At 72.5% G+C, this 24,611-nt stretch carries 22 protein-coding genes; 9 read left to right on the top strand and 13 right to left on the bottom strand.

Annotated features, from left to right (window positions below; genetic code table 11):
• Positions 1 to 18 precede the first annotated feature (18 nt).
• The 5 genes from ACIQZN_RS17615 to ACIQZN_RS17595 form a co-directional block, all read right to left on the bottom strand.
• Positions 19 to 666: a hypothetical protein gene (locus ACIQZN_RS17615; RefSeq protein WP_403994071.1), complete on the bottom strand. Its 648-nt coding sequence runs from the start codon at positions 664 to 666 to the stop codon at positions 19 to 21.
• A 29-nt stretch (positions 667 to 695) separates the two neighbouring features.
• Positions 696 to 1,724, bottom strand: coding sequence for a DUF2891 domain-containing protein (locus tag ACIQZN_RS17610; RefSeq protein WP_403994068.1), 1,029 nt, complete (start codon positions 1,722 to 1,724; stop codon positions 696 to 698).
• Between the two features lie 67 nt (positions 1,725 to 1,791).
• The gene (locus tag ACIQZN_RS17605; RefSeq protein ID WP_403994065.1) at positions 1,792 to 2,760 is read right to left on the bottom strand and encodes a DUF979 domain-containing protein; all 969 of its coding nucleotides are present in this window, start codon (positions 2,758 to 2,760) and stop codon (positions 1,792 to 1,794) included.
• Positions 2,757 to 3,488, bottom strand: coding sequence for a DUF969 domain-containing protein (locus tag ACIQZN_RS17600; protein ID WP_164629779.1), 732 nt, complete (start codon positions 3,486 to 3,488; stop codon positions 2,757 to 2,759). The genes ACIQZN_RS17605 and ACIQZN_RS17600 overlap by 4 nt, the downstream gene beginning before the upstream one ends.
• A 157-nt stretch (positions 3,489 to 3,645) precedes the next feature.
• Entirely contained in the window at positions 3,646 to 4,371 is a 726-nt protein-coding gene (locus ACIQZN_RS17595) for a GntR family transcriptional regulator (RefSeq protein ID WP_403994062.1), read from the bottom strand.
• A 173-nt stretch (positions 4,372 to 4,544) separates the two neighbouring features.
• Between ACIQZN_RS17595 and ACIQZN_RS17590 the strand changes: the two genes are divergently transcribed.
• The 3 genes from ACIQZN_RS17590 to ACIQZN_RS17580 are packed head-to-tail and all read left to right on the top strand — an operon-like array spanning position 4,545 to position 6,858.
• On the top strand, positions 4,545 to 5,294 hold the full coding sequence (locus ACIQZN_RS17590; protein WP_403994490.1) for a LamB/YcsF family protein: 750 nt from the start codon (positions 4,545 to 4,547) through the stop codon (positions 5,292 to 5,294).
• A 32-nt stretch (positions 5,295 to 5,326) separates the two neighbouring features.
• A complete protein-coding gene (locus tag ACIQZN_RS17585; RefSeq protein ID WP_403994487.1) occupies positions 5,327 to 5,995 on the top strand; it encodes an allophanate hydrolase subunit 1 in 669 nt (222 codons plus the stop codon).
• Complete coding sequence (locus ACIQZN_RS17580) at positions 5,992 to 6,858, top strand: biotin-dependent carboxyltransferase family protein (protein ID WP_403994059.1); 867 nt, start codon at positions 5,992 to 5,994, stop codon at positions 6,856 to 6,858. Before ACIQZN_RS17585 ends, ACIQZN_RS17580 begins: the two co-directional genes overlap by 4 nt.
• A gap of 16 nt (positions 6,859 to 6,874) precedes the next feature.
• Here ACIQZN_RS17580 and ACIQZN_RS17575 read toward each other — a convergent pair whose 3' ends face one another.
• From ACIQZN_RS17575 to ACIQZN_RS17565, 3 genes are read right to left on the bottom strand one after another with little or no spacing between them, the layout of a single operon-like run.
• Entirely contained in the window at positions 6,875 to 7,783 is a 909-nt protein-coding gene (locus ACIQZN_RS17575) for a transporter substrate-binding domain-containing protein (protein WP_403994056.1), read from the bottom strand.
• A 32-nt stretch (positions 7,784 to 7,815) separates the two neighbouring features.
• On the bottom strand, positions 7,816 to 8,607 hold the full coding sequence (locus ACIQZN_RS17570; protein WP_403994054.1) for a hypothetical protein: 792 nt from the start codon (positions 8,605 to 8,607) through the stop codon (positions 7,816 to 7,818).
• The gene (locus ACIQZN_RS17565) at positions 8,604 to 8,960 is read right to left on the bottom strand and encodes a hypothetical protein (RefSeq protein ID WP_403994051.1); all 357 of its coding nucleotides are present in this window, start codon (positions 8,958 to 8,960) and stop codon (positions 8,604 to 8,606) included. The genes ACIQZN_RS17570 and ACIQZN_RS17565 overlap by 4 nt, the downstream gene beginning before the upstream one ends.
• A 278-nt stretch (positions 8,961 to 9,238) precedes the next feature.
• Between ACIQZN_RS17565 and ACIQZN_RS17560 the strand changes: the two genes are divergently transcribed.
• Complete coding sequence (locus ACIQZN_RS17560; protein ID WP_403994048.1) at positions 9,239 to 9,895, top strand: maleylpyruvate isomerase family mycothiol-dependent enzyme; 657 nt, start codon at positions 9,239 to 9,241, stop codon at positions 9,893 to 9,895.
• 29 nt (positions 9,896 to 9,924) lie between these two features.
• Here ACIQZN_RS17560 and ACIQZN_RS17555 read toward each other — a convergent pair whose 3' ends face one another.
• Positions 9,925 to 10,473 carry a hypothetical protein gene (locus tag ACIQZN_RS17555; protein ID WP_403994045.1) on the bottom strand — a complete coding sequence of 183 codons (549 nt, stop codon included), beginning with the start codon at positions 10,471 to 10,473 and terminating at the stop codon, positions 9,925 to 9,927.
• A complete protein-coding gene (locus ACIQZN_RS17550) occupies positions 10,470 to 11,021 on the bottom strand; it encodes a hypothetical protein (protein ID WP_403994043.1) in 552 nt (183 codons plus the stop codon). Before ACIQZN_RS17550 ends, ACIQZN_RS17555 begins: the two co-directional genes overlap by 4 nt.
• A gap of 41 nt (positions 11,022 to 11,062) precedes the next feature.
• Between ACIQZN_RS17550 and ACIQZN_RS17545 the strand changes: the two genes are divergently transcribed.
• Positions 11,063 to 11,599: a GNAT family N-acetyltransferase gene (locus ACIQZN_RS17545; protein ID WP_403994040.1), complete on the top strand. Its 537-nt coding sequence runs from the start codon at positions 11,063 to 11,065 to the stop codon at positions 11,597 to 11,599.
• 115 nt (positions 11,600 to 11,714) lie between these two features.
• Here the strand turns inward: ACIQZN_RS17545 and ACIQZN_RS17540 are convergent, their stop codons facing one another.
• Positions 11,715 to 13,973: a heavy metal translocating P-type ATPase gene (locus tag ACIQZN_RS17540; protein ID WP_403994036.1), complete on the bottom strand. Its 2,259-nt coding sequence runs from the start codon at positions 13,971 to 13,973 to the stop codon at positions 11,715 to 11,717.
• Positions 13,974 to 14,240: 267 nt separating this feature from the next.
• Here ACIQZN_RS17540 and ACIQZN_RS17535 point away from each other — a divergent pair, with 267 nt between their 5' ends.
• Positions 14,241 to 14,930 (top strand): copper homeostasis protein CutC, encoded by a 690-nt coding sequence (locus ACIQZN_RS17535; RefSeq protein WP_403994033.1) that lies wholly within the window; start codon positions 14,241 to 14,243, stop codon positions 14,928 to 14,930.
• Between the two features lie 120 nt (positions 14,931 to 15,050).
• Here ACIQZN_RS17535 and ACIQZN_RS17530 read toward each other — a convergent pair whose 3' ends face one another.
• Positions 15,051 to 17,261, bottom strand: coding sequence for an MMPL family transporter (locus ACIQZN_RS17530; RefSeq protein WP_403994030.1), 2,211 nt, complete (start codon positions 17,259 to 17,261; stop codon positions 15,051 to 15,053).
• Between the two features lie 181 nt (positions 17,262 to 17,442).
• Here ACIQZN_RS17530 and ACIQZN_RS17525 point away from each other — a divergent pair, with 181 nt between their 5' ends.
• The 3 genes from ACIQZN_RS17525 (at position 17,443) to ACIQZN_RS17515 (ending at position 22,229) form a co-directional block, all read left to right on the top strand.
• A complete protein-coding gene (locus ACIQZN_RS17525; RefSeq protein ID WP_403994027.1) occupies positions 17,443 to 18,588 on the top strand; it encodes a sensor histidine kinase in 1,146 nt (381 codons plus the stop codon).
• Complete coding sequence (locus ACIQZN_RS17520; protein WP_403994025.1) at positions 18,585 to 19,250, top strand: response regulator; 666 nt, start codon at positions 18,585 to 18,587, stop codon at positions 19,248 to 19,250. The genes ACIQZN_RS17525 and ACIQZN_RS17520 overlap by 4 nt, the downstream gene beginning before the upstream one ends.
• A 342-nt stretch (positions 19,251 to 19,592) precedes the next feature.
• A complete protein-coding gene (locus ACIQZN_RS17515; protein WP_403994021.1) occupies positions 19,593 to 22,229 on the top strand; it encodes a glycoside hydrolase family 9 protein in 2,637 nt (878 codons plus the stop codon).
• A 51-nt stretch (positions 22,230 to 22,280) separates the two neighbouring features.
• Here ACIQZN_RS17515 and ACIQZN_RS17510 read toward each other — a convergent pair whose 3' ends face one another.
• Positions 22,281 to 24,344 carry a HelD family protein gene (locus ACIQZN_RS17510; protein WP_403994018.1) on the bottom strand — a complete coding sequence of 688 codons (2,064 nt, stop codon included), beginning with the start codon at positions 24,342 to 24,344 and terminating at the stop codon, positions 22,281 to 22,283.
• Between the last annotated feature and the right edge of the window lie 267 nt (positions 24,345 to 24,611).

The following is a 24,611-nucleotide window of genomic DNA, read 5'->3' as shown; positions in this document are numbered from 1 at the left end:
CCGTTTCCGGCCAGGAGGTCAGCGCGTGAGCAGTTCCAGCTCCGTCAGGAGGTTCTGCCGCGCCTTCGGCTCCCACTCCCTCATCCCGTACGGCGTACGGAACAACTGCGGCAGTCCCAGCAGCTGCCGCAGCACCGCCGCCCGCCCCTCCCGGAACGCCTCGTCCGGCACGAACCCGTACTCCTCGCGGACCTGCGCCGCGTACTCCGCGTACTCCTTCGGCGGCGCCGCGAGGATCGCCAGGTCCGCGTCGCACAGCACCTCGCCGTTGGTGTCGCCGGCGGCCGGGTCGTGCGTGACGGTGAGCCGGACGAGCCGCGCGACCTCCCCGGTCACCGCGTCCGGCACCCCGGCCTCCGGGAGCGCCCGCTCGGCGAGCACCGCGCTGCGCTCCTCGTTCTCCGACCGGTCGGGCCGGTACACCGCGTCGTGGAACCAGGCCGCCAGGCGTACGGCGGCCGCGTCGGCGGCGTGCCCGGCGAGCGTGTCGATCCGGTCCAGGACCGCCGCGAGGTGGGCGGTCGTGTGGTACTTGCGCTGCGGCTCGGCCCAGCGGGCGAGGAGGTTGTCGGCATACGGAAGCGGATCGGGCCCGTCCGCTCCGCCCCGAGCCGCGACGAGGGTGTCGTGCCAGCGGGTGCGGAGCGCCTGGGCCGTGTCGTCCATGCCCCGAGGGTAGGGGGTGACCCGGCCGGTCAGTGTCCGGGCGGGGTGTCCAGGGCCAGGGCGGCGAAGGTGGCCAGCCAGTGGTCCGAGCTGAAGTCGCCGGAGGAGACCGTGGGCAGCCCCGCGGCGAGGTGCGCCTCGGCGGAGGCGGCCAGGGCGTCGCGGACGGGTCCCTCGCCCAGGGCGTCGCCGATCGTGCGGAGCGCCGCCGCCCGGCTGAGCGTGAGGCCGAGCAGGTGGCCGATCTGCGGGTCCGCGTGGTCGGAGACGACGGGCGGGGTGAGCAGCGGGGACGCGGTCAGCTCCGGCAGGAAGCCGGCCAGCCAGCTCCGGAACGCGTCGGCGGGCAGGACGCGGCGCATCGCGTCCGCCTCGGTCAGGGCCGGGGACAGGAAGTCCTGCCCGGACGGCTCCCAGTGGACGGGGGCGTCGTGGTCCCCGGAGAACCAGTCCCGGAGCCGGTCCGCCACCGCGTCCAGGACCGCGCCGGACAGCCCGGCGCGCTCGCCCGCGTCCAGGACGAGCCCCAGGCCGAAGGCGCTGTTGGGGTGGACGCCGTGCCGGATCGGGTACGTGGCCCGGGGCAGCCAGCCGGCGAGCAGTTCGCCGACCGCCTCGACGGCGGGGGCGAGCGCGTCGGCCCAGCGGTCGCCCTCCGGGGCGCCGAGCGCGCGGCACTCGGCCGCCAGCGCCACCAGCCACGCCCAGCCGTAGGGACGTTCGAAGTGCGGGCGCCCGCGCAGGTAGGCCGCCTCGACGGCGAGGTTCTCCGGGGTCAGGTGCGTGTCCAGCACCTCCCGGACACGGGTGGTGAGGGTGGCGGGGAGGTCGCCGGTGTGCGCGAAGCGGCGCATCAGCCGGACGAGCAGCCAGTGCATGTGCACCGTGGAGTGCCAGTCGTACCCGCCGTAGAACGCCGGGTGCAGGACGCGGGGCTCGACCAGCTCCTCGGGCCCGCGATACAGGTGGGCCGGGGCGTTGGGGTAGGCGCGTACGACGTTGGCGAGGGCCAGTTCGGCGAAGGGGACGGCGTACGCGGCGGGGAGCGCGGGGGACATCGGGGTCACTCCATAGGGGTGGGCGGGGTCGCTCGGGTCGGAGCCGTACGGGGACGGGAGCGTCGGTTCAGAAGGCGAACAGGGCCATGATCGCGATGTTGCAGACCAGCAGGGCCGCGGCCGTGGGGAGCTGGGCCTTGATCGGGCCGTACTGGTCCTTGAGTTCGAGCAGGGCCGCGGGGACCAGGTTGAAATTGGCGGCCATCGGCGTGACGAGGGTGCCGCAGAAGCCGCAGAGCATGCCGATGGCGAGGATCGCCGGGATGTCGCCGTGCATCTGCTGGATGAGGACGGGCCAGCCGATCGCGGCGGTCATCACCGGGAACGCCGCGAAGGCGTTGCCCATGACGATGGTGAACAGCGCCATGCCGCAGCAGTACACGGCGACGGCGACGAACTTCTGGCCGTCCGGCAGGATCGCCTCGGTGATCCTGCCGACCTGCTCGCCGACGCCCGCGGACTGGAAGATCGAGCCGAGCACCGAGAGCAGTTGCGGCAGGAGCAGCGCCCAGCCCATCGATTCGAGCATGTTGCGGCCGGCGTGCAGCGGTACGGAGACCTTCCGCTCGCGCAGCAGCAGCATGCCCACGGCCAGTGCGGCGACGGCGCCGACGCCCAGGCCGAGGATGGTCTCGTAGCCCGGCTCCAGGACCGGTTCGCCGCCGATCTTCCAGTTCTTCACGAGCGTCGCGCAGATCATCGCGACGACGGGGATGGTGAGCGCCGGGAGGAACAGCTTGTTGCCGAGGAGGGCGGCGGAGGCCGCGCGCTTCTCGCGGGACGGCGTGTGCGACGCGCCCTTGCCGGTGAGGCCGAAGCCGCCCAGGGCGATCAGGACGAGGACGGCGACGCCCAGCGGTTCGGCGGGGAGGGACTTGTCGACGACTCCGGTCGAGTAGAAGAACGCGGCGCCCAGCAGACCCCAGAAGCCGGCTGAGCCGAAGCGCTTCGGGTTGGTGCGGTCCGTGGCCATCTGTGCGGCCATGACGAGGAACACCGCGCCCACCAGCCAGAAGAAGTACTCGGACTTGATCACTTGGCGTCCTCCGTCCGGACCTCGGCGAGGTCCGTCAGGTCGTTCTCGGCGGCGGCGACGGCGAGTTCGCGTTCCAGCTGCCGGTCGAGGTGGAGCAGTCGGGCCCCGTGGATCAGGAAGGCGCAGATCGCGGAGGGGATGGCCCACAGGGCGAGGTGCAGGGGCTCGAGGTGCTGGTCGTACGTGGAGTTCACGAAGCCGGTGATCAGCAGGATCGACCCGATGGCGATGAAGCAGTCCTCGCCGAAGAACACGCCGATGGTGTCGGCGCCGGACGCGTGCGAGCGGACCTTCTCACGCAACCTCTGCGGCAGCGGGCGCCCGGCCTTCGCCTCGGCCGCGGCCTCGGCCATGGGGGCGATCAGCGGCCGGACGCTCTGCGCGGGTCCGCCGATGCTGGTGAGGCCGACGGAGGCGGTGAGCTGCCGGATCAGCAGGTAGAGCGCCAGGAAGCGGCCGGTGGTCAGCCTGCCCAGCTTTCCGATGAGCGTACGGGCCTGCTCCTGGAGTCCGTACCGCTCCAGCAGCCCGATGACGGGCAGGGTGATGACGAAGACGGTCACCGAACGCGCGGAGGCGAAGCTGTTGCCGAACGAGGCGAGCACTTCCTGAGGGGAGAGCTTGCCGAGCAGTCCGGTGACGATGCCGGCGACGCCCACCACGAGGAGGGGATTGCGGCGGGTGGCGAATCCGAGGATCACCACGAGCACGCCGAGGAGAACGATCACGCGTCGGCCTTCTTCCGCGCATGGACGTGCAGGCGAGGCTGCGCGGTCCTGACAGGTCGGGGGTATTGCGCGAGACCCTAGGCGATTGTTCAACAAACACACAAGGGTGTGGGGTGCACGAATACGCCGCCCGTCCGTCGGGAGGGCCGGGGCTCCGCTAGCGCGCGGTCAGGCGCTCCGCGTACGCCTCCGCCAGCTGCCGCCGCGAGTCCTCCAGGTAGAAGGCGAGCAGCCGCTCCGCGCCCGCCGCGTCGCCCGCGGCGAGCCGGTTGGTGATCTCCCTGTTGCGGGAGAGGTAGGGCTCGTGGAACCTGCGTGGATCGGCCATCACGTGAAACGCCAGCCGGAGTTCCGCGAGGACGCTGCGCATCAGCTCGTCCGTGCGGGGGCTGTTCGCGAGGCCGGTCAGCGCCTGGTGGAAGCGGATGTTCGCGGTCGAGCAGACCGCCCAGTCGTCCGCCCGTGCCGCCCGCTCGCCCGTCGACACGGCCGCCTCGACGTCCGTCAGGTCGTACGGCGGCTCGCCCAGGTTCCGCAGGGCGGCGCACTCGACGAGGAGCCGGACCCGGTAGATGTCGATCAGGTCGTCGACGGCGAGGACGCGGACGAAGACGCCCTTGTTGAGCCGGTGTTCCAGGAGGCGTTCGTGCGAGAGCAGGCGGAACGCCTCGCGCAGGGTGTTCCGGGACACCGCGAGGGCGCCGCTGATGCTCTCTTCGGAGAGCCGGCTGCCCGGGGGGAAGTAGCCCGCGGCGATGCGGTCCCGGAGGACGACGGCGACCCGCTCGGCGGTGCCGGACCTGGTGGGGGGTGCGCCGTCCGAGGTGGTGTCCGAAAGATCCGAGAGGTCCGGAACGGTCCGGCCGTTCACCGTCTCCGCCATGCCCCGACCCCTGCCTTCCGTCGCACGTCGTGCGGGTGCGCACCCTGTGATCAGTGAACCGTACGGGCCTCCCGGCCTCCCGTCCGGGTCTTGTCAGATTGTTGAACAATCGCTAGCGTGCGCCCGTGATGGATCTGACGAACGCGGTGACCGAGGCGGCCCGAGCGCATCCGATGGATCTCAACGCCGATCTCGGTGAAGGGTTCGGGCGCTGGACCCTCACCGACGACGAGGCGTTGCTCGACTGCGTGACCAGCGCGAATGTCGCGTGCGGCTTCCATGCGGGCGACGCGTCCGTGATGCGGCGGGTCTGCGACGCGGCGGCGGCACGGGGCGTCCGGATCGGGGCCCAGGTCTCGTACCGCGACCTCGCCGGCTTCGGGCGCCGCTCCATGGACGTGCCCCCGGCGGAACTGACCGCCGAGATCGCGTACCAGATCGGCGCGCTGCGGGTCTTCGCCGAGGCGGCCGGTTCCACGGTCGCGTACGTCAAACCGCACGGCGCCCTGTACAACCGCGCCGTCTGGGACGACGGCCAGGCCGCGGCCGTGGTCGAGGGCGTCGCGCTGGCGGGCGGGAACCTCGCGGTCCTCGGGCTCCCCGGTTCGCGCCTGCTCGCCCACGCGGCGGCCGCGCGCCTCGCCACCGTCGAGGAGGCATTCGCCGACCGCGCGTACACCCCTGGGGGCACCCTCGTTCCCCGGAGCGAGCCCGGTGCGGTGCTGCACGACGAGGACGAAGTCGTGCGCCGCAGCGTCGGGATGGCGGTGGACCGGGCCGTCACCGCCGGAGACGGCAGCCGCATACCGGTCGCGGCACGCTCGCTGTGCGTCCACGGGGACACCCCGGGCGCGGCGGCGCTGGCGCACCGGGTGCGGAAGGCGCTGGAAGCGGCGGGTGTCGCGGTACGGGCGTTCGCGTGAGCGGGGAGACGGGTGCGGTGGACGAGGCGTCCGTGCCGGCCGGGACTCCCGCCGTTCTCCGCGTCCTTCCCGCCGGGCCCGGCGCGCTGCTCGTCGAACTGTCCTCCGGTGAGCACGCCGAGGCATTCCACGCCGAGTTGCTGCGGCGGCGCGCACGCGGCGAACTGCCCGCCTTGCGGGAGATCGTGCCCGGGGCCCGGACCGTCCTGCTCGACGGCATCGCGGACCGCACCCCGGACGGGCGCGCCGCGCTCGCCCGCACGCTCGTCTCCTGGGACGTACCGCCACTGCGGCGCGATGTCGTGGACGCCGTCGAGATCCCCGTCGCCTATGACGGCCCGGACCTCGCGGACGTCGCCGCTGCCTGGGGAGTCACCCCGGCCGAGGTGCCCGGCATCCACGCCGGGACCGAATTCCGGGTCGCCTTCTGCGGGTTCGCGCCCGGCTTCGGCTACCTCACGGGCCTCCCCGCACACCTGGACACGCCGCGCCGCGCGACGCCACGCACCCGCGTTCCGGCCGGGGCGCTGGCCCTCGCCGGGCCGTACACCGGGGTCTACCCCCGCGCGTCGCCCGGCGGCTGGCAGATCATCGGGCGGATGTCCGGCCCGGGGGAGCTGTGGAACCCGGCCCGGGAACCGGCCGCGCTGCTGAGCCCCGGGACACGGGTACGTTTCGTCGCCGTGGAGGTGGAGGCGTGACCGGTCGCATCGAGGTGGTCCGGGCGGGAGCCCTGACCACGGTCCAGGACGCGGGGCGCGCAGGCTGGGCGCACCTCGGGGTGCCCCGGTCCGGCGCCTTGGACGCCCCCTCGCACCGGCTGGCCAACCGGCTGGCCGGAAACCCGGCCACGGCGGCGGTCCTGGAGACGACCGTCACCGGCTGCGCGGTGCGCCCGGACCGGCCCGTCGTCGCCGTCGTCGGCGGTGCACCGTGCCGGGTCACGGTCGACGGGCGGCCCGTCGCCTGGGGCGCGCCCGTCCGCGTACCGGCGGGCGCGGTGCTCGACGCCGGTCCCGCTGTGCGAGGACTGCGCAGCTATCTCGCGTTCGGGGGCGGCCTGCTGCCGGAAGCGGTGCTCGGCAGCAGGTCCGCCGATCTGCTCTCCGGCCTGGGCCCGGCGCCACTGCGCGACGGAGACGTCCTGCCTCTCGGGCACCAGGGGCAGGCCCGGCGGTCCGTGGCGGACGCGGTCCCGTGGCCGGCCGCGCCGGACGTGCTCGTCCTGCCCCTGCACCTCGGCCCCCGCCACACGTGGTTCACCGACGAGGCGCTGCGGACGCTGACCACGGCCGCGTACCGGGTCTCGTCCCAGAGCAACCGCATCGGCCTGCGTACCGAGGGCCCGGCCCTGGAGCGCGCCCGTACGGACGAACTGCCCAGCGAGGGCATGGTGCTCGGAGCCGTCCAGGTCCCCCCGGACGGCCGGCCGGTGGTGTTCCTCAACGACCACCCGACGACGGGCGGTTACCCGGTGGTGGGCGTCGTCCCCGCACCCGCGCTCGCGGCGGCGGCCCAGGCCGGTGGGGGGACGACGCTGCGGTTCGTGCCCGCCGGGGGGTGAGTGCGAGGGCGCCCGGTCAGTCGGCGGTGCTGTCGCCGGGGCGGTCCACGCAGGACAGGGCCATGATCTCGTCCTCGGTGGGTTTGGCCTCGTCCCGGGTCTCCTTGGGCACCTTGGGCAGGCTGTTCTGGAAGTCGCGCTCCCAGGACGTCGCCTGGCGGACGTACTGCTTGAGCACGTCGCGGAGCCGGAGGCAGTCCTCGCGGTGGCCTTTGGCCATGGCGATGCCGTAGTCGTTGGGCTCGCCGAACTTGATGCCGGGCACCACCCTGAGCGTCGGGTTGGCCTGCATGAATCCGTACAGGATCAGCTGATCCGTGGAGACCGCGTCGACTTCCTTGGCCTTGAGCGCGTTGACACAGGACTTCGCATCCTCCTCCACACGCGTGACGATGGTGCTGTGGGACGGCTTGTTGAGCTCGTTCGCGGACGTGGTGCCCCTCCATACGCAGACGGTCTTGCCGTCGAGGTCGGCCAGCGTGCGGATGTTCCTGTCGTCGTCCTTGTGGATCAGGAAGCCCTGCAGGGTGGAGGCGTACGGGCCGACGAAGTCGAGGTCGTCGCCGCCCTCGTCCTTCGGCGCCATCCGGGTCGGGGTGATCGAGAAGGTGGCTGCCACGAGCTGCACGTCGCCGTCGTGCAGCAGCTTCGCGCGGTTCTTGGACAGCACCCCGCTGAAGCGCGGGGTGTCGTAGCCGAGCATGTTCATGAGGTTGCCGACGACGGCGATGTCGAAGCCGTTGTACTCGCCGTCGTGCGGCGAGTAGCTCGTACCGGGCTGGTCGCTCTTGGCCGCGACCTCCGTACGGTCGCTCAGGATCGACGGGGGTTCGGAATCGCAGCCGGTCGCGGACACGTAGACGAGGGCCGTTGCCATGGCGGCGGTGACGGTCAGCGCTCGCCGGTTCCGGAATGCTCCTGCCATCTCAAGTCTCGCTCCCTTTGAGTCGTGCGCCGTCAGTCGTTGTGCAGGATCCCCTGCCAGCCCACCAGGCGCAGGGCGCAGCCCTCGTCGGTGCGCACCCGGATCTCGAAGACCGCGCCGGTCCGGCCGGTGAGATCACCGAGGGCGAAGTCGGTCGTGGAGCGGGCGGGGAGGTCGGCCTCGTGCGGGGTGACCCCAGCGGTGACCGCCGTGAGATCGACCCGTGTCTTGTGGGAGCACGCCGGGGCGTCCGGATCGTCCTCCCCGATTCGGAGGGTGAGGCGGAGCCGGTCCCTCAGGTCCGCGCGGTCAGGCTTCACAAGCTTCATGGTGAGCACGCTGTCCGGCGCCCCGGTCAGGGGCCGCGAGCCGTGCACGTCGAATGTCGCGGTCACCTCGCCGTTGCGGACGACGTTCTCGAACGACCACCAACTGAGCAGGGAGAAGACGAGCGCGGCGATCAGCAGCAGGTCGGGCAGCCGGGGTCGGGCGCCGTTTCGGAACTCCTGGCGTCGCGCGTGCGGTCCGACGCCGCCACTGTGGCCGCTGTCGGGCTTGCGTACCCCGACATGGCACACGGCGGCAACGGCGGCCAGGAGCAGGAAGGCGAAGAAGCCCACGTACTGCTTGCGGGAACCACCGGGCCAGTTCACCACGGCGTAGCCCGCGAGGGCGGCGGCCAGGACGAGGAACACCCAGCCCATGGCGAACGTGGCCCGCTCGTAGAAGATCTGGGAGAGCGTGTTGACCCGGCCAACGACCAGATTGTTGTCACCGGTCGAATGGGCCGAGGCTTGGTCCGAGTTGCCCTGGCGCTCGCTCACGGCCGGTCTCTTCTGACGTGCTGGTTGAAGGTCTCGACGTTGCCCATGACCGTGTTGTCGTTGCCGTACGAGGTCACGGTGGTGCTCGAAGAGGCCGGAGCGGGCTCGCGCTGCTGTGCGACGACCAGATCCACGAGGTCGCGGCGCTCGCTCTGCGGAGTCCGCAGCCACGCGAGGATCGCCGCGCCGAGCTGGGCGCGCTCGGTGTCGGTCAGCTCCCCGAGCCTGCGGTCCATCTCGCCGGCGGTCTGCGGGGTGAGTGCCGACTCGTCGTCCTCCGGAGCGTCCCGCCCCACCAGACCGCGGAACACACCTTCGCCCGCTTCGAGGCCCCGGTCAGCGATCTGGTCCACGGTCCTCTGCAGCACTCCGTCGGTCAAGCGGGAGGCGAGCTGAGTGAGGTAAGGGGGCAACATGTCGGCGAGATCGAGCAGTACGGACACGATGGCTCCAGAGGGCTTGGCGTTTCATGAGACAACTATCGTGATTTACAAGGTAGTTGAGACAGCATCATTTCTCCGTAAGAAATAGGCCGTCCTTCGCGAGAGCCGTCCGCGTTGAAGCCGGGCTCGGTCTCGTGACGCGGGTTCTGCCGGCCGGCGATGCCGGAAGCGGGCGTTATGTTGTGGCCATGACTGACGAACGTGATCCGGAACTGCCCGGTCTCCTGCTGCGCACCGAGCGCGACGTCTTCGTACCGCTGCTGCGCGAGGCGGATGACCGCGACTTCGAGCTGCGCACCGCCTGCCCCGGCTGGACCGTGCGGGACGTGCTCGCGCACTGCGGGGCCGTGCTGACCCGGGTGGTGGAGGGCCGGTTCGAGCGGGGGGTGTTCAGCCCCGAGGCCAACGACCGGGACATCGCCGAGCGGGCCGACTGGACGAACGCGCGCATCGTGGACGAGCTGGAACGCGGGATGACCGAGGCGGGCGCGGTCATCGCGGCGGCGGGCGGGGTGATGGACGGGATCGCGCTCGGCGAGTGGGTGCACGCGGGGGACGTGCGCGAGGCGTTCGGCGTCGAGGGGGCCTATGCGGGGGGCGGGCTCGCCCCCGCCCTGGACCTCCTCGCGGCGATGAGCCGGAAGCGGAGCCCGGTCCCGCTCACCGCCCGGCTGACCGGCGCGGACGGGGAGCTGAGGCTCGGCCCCGAGGACGGCGGGCGTGAGCGGGGCCGGTACGCCGGGGACGGGGCGACGCTGATCCGGCTGTACGCGGGCCGGCCGCTGACCGGGACGCGGTACGAGCTGGCCGGGGCGCGGGAGGGCGAGCTGAACCTTTTCGGCTGAGGCGGGGTGCGGGGCGGCGGGCCCGCCGCTCAGGCGGTGGCGGGCAGGCCGAAGCGGCCGGCGATGATCCGCCGGGTCACGGCACCGTCCGCGTTGAACCCGGGCTCGGCCTCGTAACGCGGGGTCTCCCGGCCGACGATCCCGGCGGCCAGCAGCTCGCGGACGAGCAGGTCGCCGGAGCGGCGGGACTCGCGGCGGGCGCCCATGTTGAAGTACGTGGTCGAGAAGCCGCGCCTGCTGTGGATGAAGTGGAACGGGTGCGCCTCGCAGTGCGGGACCGAGTAGTTCTGCCCATGGGGGCACTCGCAGGCCGGGGTGGAGGCGAGGAACACGGTCTCCACTGGGTTGGGGCGGCCGAAGCGTTCCTCGTAACGGAATCCGGTGAGGTAACCCGCCTGGGTCGCGACGTCGTCCCCCTTGTACGTGGCCGCGTCGTGTGTCAGCCAGGCCCAGCCGTCGGATGCGCCCTGCGTACGGGCGGGGAGGCCCAGATCCGTGTAGATCCCGCTCAGGGTGGGAAGGTCGAGGCCCTTGGCGTACGTGACGAACGTGTCCGGGGCGATGAAGGGAGTGGTCATGCCGCCGCCACCTCCTGGGCGAGCGGCGGCGAGGGCAGGCCGAAACAGGCGGCTATCGCGCGCAGGATCCGCTCCTCCTTGTCGGAGTCGTGCTCGTCGCAATCGTGGCTCGGATCGGTCTCCCAGGCGAGGCATTCCGCGTCGGGACCTATGAGGTTCGCGGCGAGCAGTTCGGCGGACATGTAGTCCGGGTTGTCGCCGACGCGATCCTCCACGTCCTCGAAGCTGAAGTGGACGATGGGCTTCCCGTCGCGCAGATACGTGAAGTTCGGCCCGTGCGCCTTGGCGCTGCACGGCTCGGTCACGATGACCACGATCTCGCCGCCGGACGCGCAGACGCGCGTGTAGTCGATGCCGTCGTAGTCCTCGATCTCCCAGTTGGCCATGTCATGCACCGCCCATGCCCAACCCCCTGCCTCCCCCTGAGCAAGCGCCTCGCGATTCTGCTCCCGCAGCCCTGCCACGAGCACGGACCGGGACAGCCCCCGGGCGAACACGAGGTTGACCTCGTGGCCCGGGAACTCGCACGTACTGTCGATCAAAGTCATGCGGTGAGCGTAGGCGGGGGGTCTGACAACAGGGTCGTGCGGTGGGCTTAAAGGAGGAGCGGAGCTCGTACGGGTACACCTGGGTGCCCGGGCCAGGGGAGGTCGAGGGGTACATCGACGCCCAGTTGGGGCGTGCAGCGGCGGGGAAGCTGGCGCCCTATGCGCAGGTGGACCGGGGGTCCGGGCGGGTCGTCGGGGCCACGGCCTTCTGGGAGCCGCGCTACTGGATGGGTGACGACAGGCTCACCGCCATCGAGGTCGGCTTCACCTGGCTCGCCGCGTCCGCGCAGGGGACCGGGGTGAACACCGAGTCCAAGTACCTGCTCTTCCGACACGCGTTCGAGGAGTGGGGCGTCTCGCGCGTCGACCTCAAGACCGATGCGCGCAACCAGCGGTCGCGCGCCGCGATCGAGTCGGTGGGCGCCACGTTCGAGGGTGTCCTGCGGAACTGGTCGCCTTCGTGGGTGCCTGGTGAGGAGGGGCGGTTGCGGGATTCGGCGATCTTTTCGATCACGGGGGAGGAGTGGGCGGCTGTGCGGGGGCGCCTGGAGGCGCGGATGGGGGTGACGGCCGCGTAGGCACGATGCCCGGGGCGCCCCGTGGGTTCGGGGACGCCCCGTGAACGGTTCCGTCCTCAAACGCCGGACGGGCTGGATGTGCCGGACGGGCTGGGTGTGCCGGACGGGCAGGGATCTAGGACTCGCCGCGGAAGCGGCGCAGGCGCAGCGAGTTGCCGACCACGAAGACCGAGGAGAACGCCATCGCCGCGCCCGCGATCATCGGGTTCAGCAGGCCCGCCGCGGCCAGCGGGAGCGCCGCCACGTTGTACGCGAAGGCCCAGAACAGGTTCGTCCGGATCGTGCTCAGGGTCCGGCGCGCGAGCCGGATCGCGTCCGGGGCCGCGCGGAGGTCGCCGCGGACCAGGGTCAGGTCGCCCGCCTCGATCGCCGCGTCCGTGCCCGTGCCCATCGCCAGGCCCAGGTCGGCCTGGGCCAGCGCGGCGGCGTCGTTCACGCCGTCGCCGACCATCGCCACCGAGCGGCCCTCCGCCTGGAGGCGCTTGACGACGTCCACCTTGTCCTGCGGCATGACCTCCGCGTACACCTCGTCGATCCCGACCTCGGCCGCGACCGACTCCGCCACCGCCCGGTTGTCGCCGGTCAGCAGGATCGGGGTCAGGCCCAGGCGGCGCAGGCGGGTGATCGCCTCCGCGCTGGTGTCCTTCACCGCGTCGGCCACCTCGAACACCGCGCGCGCCTCGCCGTCCCAGGCGACCGTGATCGCCGTGCGGCCGGCGGCCTCCGCCTCGGCCTTGCGGGCGGCCAGGTCGGCCGGGAGGCGTATCTCCCACTCCGCGAGGAGCTGTTCGCGGCCGACGAGGACCGCATGGCCGTCGACCACGCCCTGCACGCCCAGGCCGGGGACGTTCGCGAAGTCCTCCGGAGTGGGAAGAGCGGCGCCGGTGCGTTCGGCGGCTCCGGTCGCCACGGCCTGGGCGATGGGGTGTTCGGAGGCGTGTTCCAGGGCGCCGGCGAGGCGGAGGGCGTCGGGCTCCGTGGTTCCGGCGGCCGTGTGGACGGCCTGGAGGGTCATCCGGCCCGTCGTCACCGTGCCCGTCTTGTCGAGGACGATCGTGTCGACCCGGCGGGTGGACTCCAGGACCTCGGGGCCCTTGATGAGGATGCCGAGCTGGGCGCCGCGCCCCGTACCGACCATCAGCGCGGTCGGCGTGGCGAGGCCCAGCGCGCAGGGGCAGGCGATGATCAGGACCGCCACCGCCGCCGTGAACGCGGCCGTGATCCCCGCGCCGTCCGCCAGCCAGAAGCCGAGCGTGCCCAGGGCGAGCGCGATGACCACGGGGACGAACACCGCCGAGATCCGGTCCGCGAGGCGCTGTGCCGCCGCCTTGCCGTTCTGCGCGTCCTCGACCAGCTTCGCCATCCGGGCGAGCTGCGTGTCCGCGCCGACGCGGGTCGCCTCGACCACGAGGCGGCCGCCGGCGTTGAGCGTCGCGCCGGTGACCGTGTCGCCCGTGGAGACCTCCACGGGGACGGACTCGCCGGTGAGCATGGACGCGTCCACCGCCGAGGAGCCCTCGACCACCGTGCCGTCCGTGGCGATCTTCTCGCCGGGGCGCACGAGGAAGCGGTCGCCGACGTGGAGGTCCGCCGTGTCCACGGTCACCTCGCGGCCGTCGCGCAGGACGGTGACCTCCTTGGCGCCGAGTTCGAGGAGCGCCTTCAGCGCGGCGCCCGCCTTCCGCTTCGACCGGGCCTCGAAGTAGCGCCCGGCGAGGATGAACGCGGTGACGCCGGCCGCCGCCTCCAGATAGATGTTCCCCGCGCCGTCGGTGCGGCCGATGGTCAGCTCGAAGGGGTGCGTCATGCCGGTCATGCCGGCGGTGCCGAAGAACAGCGCCCACAGCGACCACAGGAACGCGGCCGACGTACCGAGCGAGATGAGCGTGTCCATCGTCGCCGCGCCGTGCCGCGCGTTCGTCCACGCGGCGCGGTGGAACGGCCAGCCCGCGTACGTGACGACGGGCGCGGTGAGGGTGAGCGCGAGCCACTGCCAGTTGTCGAACTGGAGCGCCGGGATCATCGACATCGCGACCACCGGCACGGCGAGGAGCACGGCGGTGATCAGTCGCTGCCGCAGGGTGTCGGCCTCCTGCGGGGCGGGTACGGCCGCGTCTTCCGTCGTACGCGCCGGGGGTGCGGGTTCGTGCGCGGTGTAGCCGGTCTTCTCGACCGTGGCGACGAGGTCCTGTACGGAGGCGGCGGCGCCGTCGTAGGTGACGTGGGCCTTCTCCGTGGCGTAGTTCACGGTGGCCGTGACGCCGTCCATCCGGTTGAGCTTCTTCTCGATACGGGCCGCGCAGGAGGCGCAGGTCATGCCGCCGATGATCAGCTCGACCTCGGCCGTTGCGGGATGCGCTGTGGGCGCTGACACGGGCCCTCCTCGTGGTGGTCCCCGGGTACCCCGTCCTGGGTACCCCCTAGGGGTATCTTCCTCTAGGTCTCATGTATACCCCCACCCCCTATCCCGAAGCAAGGGTGATCCGCTGCGGGTGCGCGGGCCGCGCCGGTCGCTCGCTCGTCGGCCGTTCGGGCTCGCGTATCTTCACGTTCACGGTCAGGGCTGCGCCGTCGGCCTACCGCCCCGTAGGCTGGGCCATTGGACTAGACCTGTAGCTGCTTCCTGGAGGATTGGGATCCCATGAGCAACCGTGCAGTCCTGGAGGTGATCGCTCTCGACGCGGAGGACGCGGTCGCTGCCCAGGCGGGTGGTGCGGACCGGCTTGAGCTGGTCACCGACATGGCGGCGGACGGCCTCACCCCGTCCTGCGCGACCTTCGCGGCGATCCGCGCCGCGGTGGACATTCCGCTTCGGGTGATGCTCAGGGTGGCGGACGGCTTCGCGGCCGGTGACGTCGAGATACTCGTACGCAAGGCGCGTGAGCTGCGGGCGGAGGGGGCGGACGAGTTCGTCCTCGGCTTCCTGGACTCGGACGGGAATCCCGACCTGGTCGCGGTCGAGCGGCTGGTCGCGGTGCTGGACGGCTGCCGGTGGACGTTCCACCGGGCGATCGACCGCGCGGCCGACCGGGACGCGCTGCGCAAGGCCCTCGCGGATCTGCCGGGCCTTGACACGTATCTGACGGCCGGGGCGGCGGCGGGCGTGGACGCCGGGATACCGACGCTGGTGGCTGAGGCGGGGCGGCGGGGCGAGCCCGGGTACGAGCCGCGGATCCTTGTGGGGGGCGGGTTGCGCCTTGAGCACCTGCCGGCGCTCCTGGACGCGGGGATCGACGCCGTCCACATCGGCGGCGCGGCGCGGCCGGGCGGCTGGGCGGGGCCGGTGGACGCGGACGCGGTACGGGAGTGGCGGGCGGTGCTCGACCGCTGACACGTACCCGTACGGCTCCCGGATCCTGGTCCTTCCCGGGAGCCCTTGACGGGATTCCGCCCGCTCGGCCGGCCGGTACCTCTCCGGAGATCCGGAGAGGTACCGGCCGGCCTGCCGCTGTCATGTCCGGTCGGCGCCGCCCTCCCGGCCTGCCGCCGCAGGCCGTTCCAGGGACACCCGGGGAAGTCTCCGGTCCAGCGGCGCGGGCAGCCACCAAGCCCACTTCCCGAGCAGCTGCATGACGGCGGGGACGATCAGACAGCGGATGACCACGGCGTCGATCAGGATGGCGACGGCCAGGCCGAGTCCGAACTGCTGGAGCATGCGGTCGGAGCTGAGGACGAACGCCCCGAAGACGAACATCATGATGGCCGCTGCCGCGGTGATGACCTTGCCGGTCGCAGCGAGTCCTTCGCTCACGGCCCGCGAGGGGTCCTTGGTGCGCGTCCACTCCTCGTGGATGCGGGACACGAGGAAGACCTCGTAATCCATCGACAGCCCGAAGACGATCGCGAAGACCAGGGCGGGGATGAAGGCTTCGACGGGGCCGGGCTGCGCGCCGAACCAGCCGTGCTGGAACACCAGGGTGATCACACCGAGTGCGGCGGAGATCGACAGCAGGTTCAGGACCGCCGCCTTGACGGGGATCCAGAGGGACCGGAAGACCAGCAGGAGCAGGAGCGAGGAGACGCCGACCACGACGGCGACGAACAGAGGCAGCCGGTCGGCGAGGGTCTCGGAGACGTCCTGGGAGGCGGCGGTGGCGCCACCGACCAGCACCTCGGCCCCGGTGGCGCGTTCCAGTGGCGGTGCCACGTCGTCGCGCAGGCGGTGGACGAGGTCCACGGTCCCCTCGGCCTGGGGAGAGGTCGTCGGGTAGACGAGGACGGTGGACAGGGCCCCGTCCGCCGAGGGCATCACGGGAGCGGCCTCGGCGACTCCTTCGGTGGCGGCGAGTTCGGCCCGGACGGCCTTGCCGGCCTCCGGGCCGCCCTTGACCAAGACGACGAGGGGACCGTTGAAGCCGGGGCCGAACCCTTCGGCGAGCAGGTCGTACGCGTGCCGGGACGTGGTCTTCGCGGGATCGTTCCCCGAGTCGGCAAAGCCGAGCCGCATGCCGAGAGCCGGTGCCGACAGCGCCGACAGAGCGAGCGCGCCGGCCACCAGGGTCGGGACCGGTCGACGCTGTACGGCGCGTGCCATGGCGCGCCAGCGGTTGCCCTCCGCCCGGCCCCTCTTCGTGTTCCGGGCCTGCTGCGTGAGTACATGGCGCCGAATGCGTTCGCCGAACAGGGCCAGGAGCGCGGGCAGCAGCACCAGAGAGGCGGCCATGGTGACGAGGACGGTGACGGCCACCGCGAGGGCGATGCCCTGAAGGGAGCCGAGACCCAGGGCCACCAGACCGAGGAGCGCGACGATGACCGTGCAGCCGGCGAAGAAGACCGTGCGCCCGGCGGAGTCCAGGGCCGTGCGGCCCGCCTGCGCGGGCTGGACGCCGGCGAGGAGCTCATGGCGGTAGCGGTAGAAGATCAGCAGGGCGTAGTCGACGCCGACCCCCAGGCCGACGAGCATGAGGATCGGCGGGGTGAAATCGGCGACGGTGAAGACGTGCGAGGCCAAGGCGATCAGGCCGACGGCGCCGCCGACCGCGAACAGCGCGGTGAGCAGCGGCAGCGAGGCCGCGAGCAGTGAGCCGAACAACAGCACCAGGATGACCAGCGCGGCCACGATGCCGGCGAGTTCGGCAGTCGGCGGCGCCTGGTCCTCGGCGTTGCGCGCCGCCTCGCCGCCCACCTCGACCTGGAGATGCCCGGTGCCGATGCTCCGCGCGACGTCGAGGACCTCGGCGACGTCCTCCTTGGGGACTTCCTCGGTCTTGCCGGCCAGGGTGACGGACGCGTAGGCGATGGTGCCGTCCCGGGAGATCGCCGAGGCGTCGGTGAAGGGGCTGCGCACGTCGGCGATCCCCGTCATCCCCCTCACCTCGGCCAGCATCGGCTCCACGCGGTCCTTGTCGTTCCTGACGCCCGCGGTGTCCTTGAAGACGATCTCGATGGTGTCGCCGGCCTGGGCGCTGCCGTGCTGCTTGAAGAGGTCGGTGGCCGTCTGGGACTCGGTGCCCGGCAGTGAGAAGTCGTTCCGATAGGCGGAGCCGGCAGCCGTGGAGCCCAGGGTGATGGCGGCCAGGACGGCCACCCACAGTGCGAGAGCGGCCCAGCGGTGACGCTGCGCCCAGTCGGCCAGGGCACCGAACCGGCCGACGGGCGGCGAGGCGCTGGCCCGTGGCGGGGACGGGGCCTGGGGGGCGGCGGAGCCGCGAGGGAAAGGCATGTCCTCGATCGTGCGGGCGTACAGGGCGTGGGCGCGTCGGCCCACGGCTGACAGCCGACGGTGGAGGGCGTACACCAGCGGGTGTACGTCGCGGCCGTCCGCGTACTCCCATGGCAGGCACCTTCGCCGCGAACACGGACAGCCGCCCCGCGCAGGGCCGCGCTCCGGGCAGGATGACGCGGTGCCTCCTTTCGACATCCGCCGCCTTCGTCCGCCCACGGGCCCGCGTGCGGACCTGGCGCTCGCCGGGCTCGTGCTGGCGCTGACGGCGGTGGCCGAGGGCCAGCGTCTCGGCACGGAGGGGGCCGCGACCGCCTCGGCGACCGGCTCCTGGGCGCTGGCCGTCGCGGTGTGCGCGGCGCTGCCGCTGCGCCGTGCGCAACCGCTGCCGGTGGGCTGGTTCACGGTGCTCGGTACGGGGGCCTACTACCTGCTGAGCACGGTCGACGGGCCGCTGGTGGTGATCCCCGTCGCCGCGTTGTACGCGCTGGCCGCACGGGGCCGGCTCCGGGTGTCGGCCGCCATGGCGGCGGTGATGGTCGTCGGCGTCGGCGCGGGCGCGCTGGCCGGCACCGGCGACGTCACCGGCACGGCGGTCTTCATGCTGGCCGGCTGGCTGGTCGCGGTGGTGGCCCTGGGCGCGATGCGTCACGGCCGGCTCACCTACGCCGAGGAGCAGGCCAGGCTGCGCGCCACCGAGGAGCGCCTGCGCATCGCCCGTGAACTGCACGACGTCATCGGCCACACCATGTCGGTGATCCACGTCCAGGCGGCCTCCGCCCTGCACCGCATGCGGCGGAACCCGGCTCTGGCGGAGGAGGCGCTGACCGCCATCAAGGAGAGCAGCAAGGACGGTCTGCGGGACCTGCGCGCCACGCTGGGGGTGCTGCGACAGGCCGACGAGGAGGCCCCGACCACGCCCCCGCCGGGGCTGTCCCGGATCGATGAGCTGGTGCACTCGGCGACCCGGGCGGGCCTGGACGTACGCGTCGATCGGGCCGGGGAACGCGCACCGCTGCCGGCGGCGGTGGACCTCGCCGCGTACCGCATCGTGCAGGAGTCGCTGACCAACGCCGTCCGGCACAGCGGCGCCCGGCACGTCGTCGTCGGCCTGCACCACGGCGAGCGGACCATGGTGATCCGCGTCGAGGACGACGGCCGTGGTCCGGCCCGTGCCGGACCCGGCGACGGCATCACGGGCATGACGGAACGGGCGCGCGCCCTGGGCGGAACACTCACCGCCGGACCCGGCCCCGCCGGAGGCTTCACGGTCCTGGCCCGGCTACCGTTTCCGGACGGTCACGGGGCGATCGGGAGGGGCACATGATCAGGATCCTGCTGGCGGACGACCAGCGCCTCGTGCGCGCGGGAATCCGCGGCATCCTGGACGACGAGGACGACCTGCGCGTGGTCGCCGAAGCGGCCGACGGAGCCGTCGCCCTCGACGCCTGCCGCGAACTGCGGCCCGACGTGGTGCTGATGGACATCCGGATGCCCGGGGTGGACGGCCTCGCGGCCGCACGACGCATCGCGGCCGACGAGCGGCTGGCGGATGTGAAGGTGCTGATGCTGACGACCTTCGACCTCGACGAGTACGTGTACGGGGCGCTGCGCTCCGGCGCCGCGGGCTTCCTGCTCAAGGACACCGAACCGGCCGAACTCCTGCACGCGGTCCGCGTCGCCGCGCGCGGTGACGCCCTCATCAGCCCGTCGGTCACCCGCCGGCTCATCGCCGAATTCGCCGCGCGCCCGGAGCACGGGGGTGCTCCGGACCGGCGCCTCGACGCCCTGACCGGCCGTGAGCGTGAGGTCATGCGGCTGATCGCCGCCGGCCGCACCAACAGCGAGATCGCCGCGGAGCTGGTGGTCTCCCCGCTGACCGCGAAGACCCACGTGAGCCGGATCATGGCCAAGCTCGGCGCGCGGGACCGCGCTCAGGTCGTGGTCATGGCCTACGAATACCGCCTCGTCACTCCGGGCCGACCCTAGGCCGCCCCGACACGGAGATCCGGGGCGCCCGTTGCGCGCCGCTCCTGCGGGGGCGCTGCCCCCGTGCCCCCGCTCCTCAAGCGCCGGAGGGGCTGAAATGGCCGGTGTGCCCGGACAACCCAGCCCGTCCGGCGTTTGAGGACGGAACCCTCGGCCCGGACCGGGGCGATCAGGCGGCGGTCCGGAACGTCGTCCTGTCATGACCCTGGCGCAACCCGCGCCTCCCGTCCCACAATGGCCACGCGGTGATGGGAACGCTCCCATGGCGCGCCTCCCCGGCATGCCCATCTGTTGTGGGAGCGCTCCCATCGCTCTCTTCCGTCCCACGACGAAAGGTCCCTGGTGAACGCCTCCCCACCCCCCTCCGCCCTGCGGCGCAGACGCCGTGTGCTCGGTGTGCTGGCCGCTGCCGCGCTCTGTGGCGGCATTCTCAGCGCGCCCGGTGCCGTCGCCGCCGACGGCGACCCCGCTCCGGAGCAGATCACCAACGGTGACTTCTCCGCCGGGACCGCGCCCTGGTGGTCCACGGCCAACGCGCCGATCGCCGTCGTGGACGGGCGGTTGTGTGCCGACGTGCCGGCGGGGACCGCCAATCCGTGGGACGCGATCGTCGGGCAGAACGACATCCCGCTCGTCGCGGGGGAGGCGTACACCCTGACGTACACGGCGAGTTCGACCGTACCGCTGTCCATTCACACCAACGTGCAGATGGCGACCGATCCGTACACCGCCGACCTGTCCGCGACCGATCAGATCGGGGCCGAGGCGACCGCCCACACGCACGTCTTCACCGCGTCCGCCGACCAGGACACCGCGCAGGTCGCCTTCCAGGTCGGCGGCGGCGCGAAGGCGGCCACCTTCTGCGTGGACGACGTGTCGCTGCGCGGGGGCGCCGAGCCGCCCGTCTACGTGCCGGACACCGGGTCGCCCGTGCGCGTCAACCAGGTCGGCTATCTCCCCAAGGGCCCGAAGACCGGCACCCTGGTCACCGACGCGACCGACCCGGTCCCGTGGGCGCTGAAGGCGGCCGACGGGACGACCGTCGCGAGCGGGACGACCAACCCCGGCGGTGAGGACCCGACCTCCCGGCAGAACGTGCAGACCTTCGACTTCAGCGACGCCACCGCCACCGGCGACGGCTTCACGGTCGAGGCGGACGGGCAGGTCAGCGAGCCCTTCTCGATCCGGGCGGACCTCTACGACAGCCTCCGGTCCGACTCGCTGGCGTACTTCTACCAGAACCGCAGCGGCATCGCGATCGACGCGGACCTCGTCGGCGAGGAGTACGCGCGCCCGGCCGGGCACCTCGGAGTGGCGCCGAACAAGGGCGACACGGACGTGCCCTGCCAGCCGGGCGTCTGCGACTACCGGCTCGACGTGCGCGGCGGCTGGTACGACGCCGGGGACCACGGCAAGTACGTCGTGAACGGCGGCATCGCGGTCGCCGAGCTGATGGACACCTACGAGCGCACCCTCACCGCCGACGGCGCCGAGGCGGCCGAGCTGGGCGACGGCGCGCTGCGGGTGCCCGAGCACGGCAACGACGTGCCGGACATCCTCGACGAGGCGCGCTGGGAGCTGGAGTTCCTGATGCGCATGCAGGTCCCGGCCGGGCAGCCGCTGGCGGGCATGGTCCACCACAAGGTGCACGACGCCAACTGGACCGGTATCCCGATGCGGCCCGAACTCGACCCGGAACAGCGCGAACTGCACCCGCCGACGACCGCCGCGACCCTGAACCTGGCCGCGACGGCCGCCCAGTGCGCCCGCCTCTACGCCCCGTTCGACGCGGAGTTCGCCGCCCAGTGCCGTACCGCCGCCGAGACGGCGTGGGCCGCCGCGAAGGCGCACCCGGCGGTGTACGCCAGCCCGGCCGACGGTGTCGGGGGCGGGACGTACGAGGACAACGACGTCAGCGACGAGTTCTACTGGGCCGCCGCCGAGCTGTTCACCACGACCGGCAAGGACGTGTACCGGCAGGCGGTGCTCGACTCACCCGTGCACGGTGACGTGGACGCGGCCTTCCCCGCCGACGGCGGCATGTGGTGGGCCGGCACCGCCGGGCTCGGCGTGCTGACCCTGGCCACGGTCCCGAACGACCTGACGGCCGCCCAGCTCGCGGACGTACGGAACGTCGTGACGACCGCCGCCGACCAGTACGAGGCGCAGACCGAGGACCAGCTGTACGGCGTGCCGTACGCGCCCAAGGACCAGAACTACGCCTGGGGTTCGAACAGCCAGGTCCTGAACAACATGATCGTGCTGGCGACCGCCGCCGACCTCACCGGTAGGACCGGTTACCGGGACGCGGTCCTGCGCGGCGCGGACTACCTCTTCGGGCGCAACCCGCTCAACCAGTCGTACGTCACCGGCTACGGCGAGCGGTACTCGCAGAACCAGCACCACCGGTTCTGGGCGCACGAGTCCGACCCGTCGCTGCCGCACCCGCCGGCCGGGTCCCTCGCGGGCGGGCCCAACCTGACCGCGCCGACCTCGGGCGACCCGGAGGCCGCCGCGAAGCTCAAGGGGTGCGCGGCCGCGATGTGCTACCTGGACGACAACGGCTCGTACGCCACCAACGAGGTCGCGATCAACTGGAACGCCCCGCTGGCCTACATCGCCTCCTACCTGGACGACGCGGGCGACGCCACGGGTCCGGAGCGGGCCTGCACGGTGACGTACTCCTCGCACCCGTGGAACACCGGCTCGACCACCACGGTCACGGTGAAGAACACGGGCAGCAAGGCCGTCACCCCGTGGTCGCTGACCTGGCTGCTGCCCGGTGACCAGAAGCTCAGCCACACCTGGAGCGCCGAACTCGGCCAGTACGGGCGGACGGTGACGGCCGCGCCGCTGTCCTGGAACCGGACGCTGGCACCCGGAGCCTCGATCGACTTCGGGTTCAACAGCAGCCGCACGGGCCCGGCGGCGGACCCGGGCACGGTGAAGCTGAACGGGCGGGCCTGCACCGCCGGATAGACCGGGCGGGGGCGGGGGTGGACGAGGGTCCCCCCGCCCCCGTTCACTTCGTTACGCCAACTCCGCCGGCAGCGGCGCCGCGTGAAGCACCGTCAGGCCGGAGACCGCACGGGTCAGCGCCACGTACAGGCGGCGCAGGCCCGTGCGTTCGTCCGGTTCGCCGTCGACCACGGCGGCCGGTTCGTCCAGCACCACGTAGTCGTACTCCAGGCCCTTCGCCAGTGACGCCGGGACCAGGGTCAGCCGGGACTCGGCGGTCGTCTCCTGGCCGGGGGAGAGGTACGTGTGGCCGGCCGCCGTGAGCGCGTCGGCCAGGGCCGGGATGCGCGCGTCGGCGGCGATCAGGCCGATCGAGCCCTCGTGCGCCAGCGACTCCTCGCAGGCCGCGACGACCGCCGCGTCCAGCTCCGTGACTTCGCGTACGGACAGCGAACCGGGCGACTCACGCACCGACTCCACCGGCGTCAGCCCCGGCGAGATCACCGGGAGCAGCCGGGACGCGTACGCGATCACGTCGCGCGGCACGCGGAAGCCGGCCGTCAGCTCCTCCACCAGCGCGTCCGCCTTGCCCAGGTGGTGCAGCGCCTGCTCCCAACTCTGCGTCGACCAGGGCGTGGTGCCCTGAGCCAGGTCGCCGAGGACGGTCGCCGAACCGGTCGAGCAGCGGCGGCCGACCGCGCGGTACTGCATGGGGGAGAGGTCCTGCGCCTCATCGATCACGACATGGCCGAGCGAGTGCGTACGCGACACCAGGTCGCCCGCCTCGTCGATCAGCACCGCGTCCGCCGCCGACCACTTGGCGGTCTTCACGCTGCGCGCGGGCTTGATCCACAGGATGGCCTTCTGCTCGTCCTCGGAGAGCAGCCCGTCCGCGTGCTCCGCCAGGAACTCCGCGTCGGACAGCAGCCGCAGGACCAGCTTCGCCGGGTCCACGGCGGGCCAGATCGCCTTGACGGCCGCCTTCACGGCGGGGTTGCGGGCCACCGAATTCTGCACCCGGTCGTCGGGCGCCTCGCCGGACTGCTCCATCCGCACCAGGACCGCGTGCGCGATGCGCTGGGGCAGCGCCTCGTGCGCGGCGCCGTAGCGCATGTCCCGGGCCAGCAGCTCCTGGACCATCTCCTCGATCTCGTACGCCGGTACGCGCCAGCGCCGCGAGCCGCGCACCACCATCACCGGCTCGGTCGGCAGCGTGACGTGCGAGCGCAGCGCGCGCCGCAGCACCTCCGCCATGCGGGCGTCGCCCTTCACGACGGCGGCCGGGGCCTCGTCCGCGCCCCGGACCTCGATCTGCGCGGTGACCAGGTCCTCGACGGTCGCCTGCTTGACCTCCAGCTCGCCGAGGGCCGGGAGCACCTGCTCGATGTAGTGCAGGAAGGAGCGGTTCGGGCCGACGACCAGAGTGCCGGTGCGGGCCAGGCGCTCGCGGTGCGCGTACAGCAGATACGCGACCCGGTGCAGGCCGACGGCGGTCTTCCCGGTGCCGGGGCCGCCCTGCACGCAGACCGTGCCGCCCAGCTCGCTGCGGACGATCTCGTCCTGCTCCGGCTGGATCGTCGCGACGATGTCCCGCATGGGGCCGACGCGGGGGCGCTCGATCTCCGCCTGGAGCAGCTTGCTCGTCTGCTCGGCCTCGGCGGGGTCGGTCAGGTGCTCGTCCTCGTACGCGGTGAGGTCGCCGCCCGTGTAACCGAAGCGGCGCCTGCGGCCGACGTCCAGCGGGTCCTTGCGGGAGGCGCGGTAGAACGGCTGGGAGACCGGGGCGCGCCAGTCGATGACCATCGGGTCGCCCACGGCGTCGTGCACATGGCGGCGCCCGATGTAGAACTGCTCGCCCTCCGCGCCTTCCGCCTCCTCCGCCCCGACAACGTGCAGATAGTCCAGGCGCCCGAAGAACAGCGGGGTGTGGGCCAGGTCCGCGAGCGACTTGATGCGCTCGTCGATCTGGGCCTGGAGCACGGCCGCGTTCACCCAGTTCGCGGTGACGTCGCGGATGTCCAGGGCCTGGGCGTCCTCCCGCATGGCGCGCAACGCGGCGCGGGACGCCGCGAGATGGGCGCGCTCATGGGCGAGGGGGTCGGTGGTGGTGTCGCTCTCGAATTCGTGCGCGGGCACGGTGTTGCCTCCGGCATTCAACGCAGGACGACGGACCGCGTCTCACCCTTGGGGGGTGTGCGGTCCGCTCGGGGATCGATCGTGCGTACGGTTGTCGGCCGGTTTCCGTCCGGTCGGCGGCGCTCCCCCGGCTGCCGGCAGGGCCCCTCGGGGGCCGCCGGTACCACGGTGCGGGAGGCGGGCAGACCGGGGAGTGTACCGGGGGGCGGGGGGTGGGCGCGAATGCTTTTACGGGGGTGGGTCATCCCTCCCGTAGGGGGTGCCGTG

It is taken from the genome of Streptomyces sp. NPDC097595, from assembly GCF_044761525.1.
In the GTDB taxonomy this organism is placed as follows: domain Bacteria; phylum Actinomycetota; class Actinomycetes; order Streptomycetales; family Streptomycetaceae; genus Streptomyces; species Streptomyces drozdowiczii_A.
The sequence above is the reverse complement of the archived record's forward strand: the minus strand, read 5'-3'. Positions and strand labels throughout refer to the sequence as shown.